At 72.1% G+C, this 2667-nt stretch carries 3 protein-coding genes; all 3 read left to right on the top strand.

Features of this window, described 5'->3' with window-relative positions; all coding sequences use genetic code 11:
- Positions 1 to 53 precede the first annotated feature (53 nt).
- The gene (locus FV222_RS22420; protein WP_147815677.1) at positions 54 to 1064 is read left to right on the top strand and encodes a PhoH family protein; all 1011 of its coding nucleotides are present in this window, start codon (positions 54 to 56) and stop codon (positions 1062 to 1064) included.
- On the top strand, positions 1064 to 1558 hold the full coding sequence (gene ybeY / locus FV222_RS22415) for an rRNA maturation RNase YbeY (RefSeq protein WP_187273671.1): 495 nt from the start codon (positions 1064 to 1066) through the stop codon (positions 1556 to 1558). The genes FV222_RS22420 and ybeY overlap by 1 nt, the downstream gene beginning before the upstream one ends.
- A gap of 36 nt (positions 1559 to 1594) precedes the next feature.
- The coding region (locus FV222_RS22410; protein WP_147815676.1) for a hemolysin family protein at positions 1595 to 2667 on the top strand (1073 nt) is incomplete at its 3' end.

The following is a 2667-nucleotide window of genomic DNA, read 5'->3' as shown; positions in this document are numbered from 1 at the left end:
CCGCGCGGCCGGTCGGCCCCGGCGCTGTCCACGACGAGCCGGTCGAGGTCGCGCTGACCTTCGACGACAACCGCCTCGCGAGTCTCGTCTTCGGCCAGTACGACCAGAACGTCGCGCATGTCGAGCGGCGGCTGGAGGTGACGGCCACCGCGCTCGGCAACCACCTCGTGCTCAAGGGCTCGGCCGACGCCACCGAGCGCGCCCGCCGGGTGTTCGAGAAGCTCTACGCCCGGGTGCGGACCGGCGGCGGCACCCTGACGCTCGGCGACGTAGACGGCGCGATCCAGGAGGCCACCGTCCAGGGCCAGCTGTTTCCGGCGGCCGTGGTCGCCGCCGAGCCCGACCGGCCGCATTTCGAGCAGATCGCCACGCGCAAGCGCGGCGCGGTCCGCGCCCGGAACGCCGCGCAGGACGCCTACATCAAGGCCCTGCGCGCCAACGAGCTCGTCTTCGCCGAGGGGCCGGCCGGCACCGGCAAGACCTGGCTCGCGGTCGGCCACGCGGTCTCGCTGCTGGAGCAGGGGCACGCCGAGCGGCTGATCCTCTCGCGCCCTGCGGTCGAGGCCGGCGAGCGCCTCGGGTTCCTCCCCGGCGACATGCGCGACAAGGTCGATCCCTATCTCCGCCCGATCTACGACGCGCTCTACGACTTCATGGAGGCGCGCCACGTCGATCGCGGCCTGCAGACCGGGGTGATCGAGATCGCGCCGCTGGCCTTCATGCGCGGGCGCACGCTCACCAACGCGATCGTGCTGCTCGACGAGGCGCAGAACACCACTTCGATGCAGATGAAGATGTTCCTGACCCGGCTCGGCGAGAACTCCCGGATGATCGTCACCGGCGATCCGAGCCAGGTCGACCTGCCGCCGGGGCAGAAGTCGGGTCTCGTGGAGGCGGTGAAGGTGCTCGACGGCGTCGAAGGCATCGGCCGCATCACCTTCCGCGACGTGGACGTGGTCCGCCACGACCTCGTGCGCCGCATCGTCACCGCCTACGAGGGCGCGGCCCACGGCGAGGCGGATGCCGACCGCAACCCGAATCCGCGCCGCCGGCCGCTCGCGTGATGCCGCACGAGATCGACGTCGCGGTCGAGGACGCGCGCTGGGACGACGCGGTCCCCGGGCTCGAGGCCTTCGTGATCCGCGTCGTCGAGGCCGGACTCGCGGCGGCGCCCGATTCGCCCGCCGGCCCGGTCGAGGTCAGCGTCCTGCTCGCCGACGACGCGACCGTGCAGGACCTCAACCGGACCTGGCGGGGCAAGGACATGCCCACCAACGTGCTGTCGTTTCCGGCTGCCCCGCAGCCGGCGCAACCCGGCCTCGCGCGGCCGCTCGGCGACGTCGTTCTTGCGTACGACACGTTGGTGCGCGAAAGTGCCGAGCAGTCGAAGCCGCTCGCCCACCACATCGCGCACCTCCTGGTCCATGGCACCCTCCACCTGCTCGGCCAGGACCACGAGACCGGCGACGCGGACGCCGACGCCATGGAGGCCCTGGAGGTCGCGGCGCTCGCGACCCTCGGCGTGCCGGACCCTTACGCGGAACCCGTGGCCGGCTGAGCGGCGACGCCCCAAACGATCCCAGACACGAGAGACATGACCCACGATCGAAGTCGCGGCGCGGCCCAGGCCGCGCTCAGTTCCAACGAGGCGGAATCGGGTGCGCGCGAGCCCTGGTACGACCGTCTCCTCCAGGTGCTGCACCTGAAACCGCGCGATTCCCTGCGCGGCGACATCGAAGACGCCCTGGCCGAGCCTGATTCGGGCGAGAACGCGTTCTCGCCGCTCGAGCGCGCCATGCTCAAGAACGTGCTCGGGCTGCACAAGGTGCGCGTCGACGACGTGATGATCCCGCGGGCCGATATCGTCGCGGTCTCGGTCGAGACCGGCCTCGGCGACCTGCTCAAGCTGTTCCGCACCGCAGGCCATTCCCGCCTGCCGGTCTACGGCGAGACGCTCGACGACCCGCGCGGCATGGTCCACATCCGCGACTTCGTCGATCACATCGCGGCGCGCGCCGAGGCCGCCCCGCGCCGGAGCACCGCTCAAACGAACGGCGTTGTGCAACCCGTTGCGGGCGAGGAGCCCGTCGACGCGCCCAAGCCCGCCCCGCGGGTGCGCAAGTCGCCGGGCCGGGCGCTCCGCACGCTCAACCTCGGCAACGTCGACCTCACCGCGACGCTCGCCTCCACCCGGATCCAGCGGCCGGTCCTGTTCGTGCCGCCCTCGATGCCGGCGATCGACCTGCTGGTGCGGATGCAGGCCACCCGCACCCACATGGCGCTCGTCATCGACGAGTACGGCGGCACCGATGGGCTGATCTCGATCGAGGACCTGATCGAGATGGTCGTCGGCGACATCGAGGACGAGCACGACGTGGTGGAGGGCCGCCTGGTGCAGCGCCTGGAGGGCGAGGCCGAGGTGTTCGTGGCCGACGCCCGCGCGCCGCTCGCCGAGGTGTCCGAGGCCACCGGCGTCGACCTCGTCGCGGCGGTGGGCGAGATGGCCGAGGAGATCGACACGATCGGCGGCATGATCGTGACGCTGGCCGGCCGCGTGCCCTCGCGCGGCGAGCTCATCACCGGCCCGGGCGACCTCGAGTTCGAGGTGCTCGACGCCGACCCGCGCCGACTGAAGCGCCTGCGCTTCCAGCGCGGCCCCGCCCGCAT

It is taken from the genome of Methylobacterium sp. WL103, from assembly GCF_008039885.1.
Classification (GTDB): domain Bacteria; phylum Pseudomonadota; class Alphaproteobacteria; order Rhizobiales; family Beijerinckiaceae; genus Methylobacterium; species Methylobacterium cerastii.
This window is presented reverse-complemented; position numbering and strand designations above follow the sequence as displayed.

Excerpts from the sequence above, each read along its gene's own strand:
- ybeY (WP_187273671.1), top strand. The coding sequence starts at position 1,064 with ATGCCGCACGAGATCGACGTCGCGGTCGAGGACGCGCGCTGGGACGAC.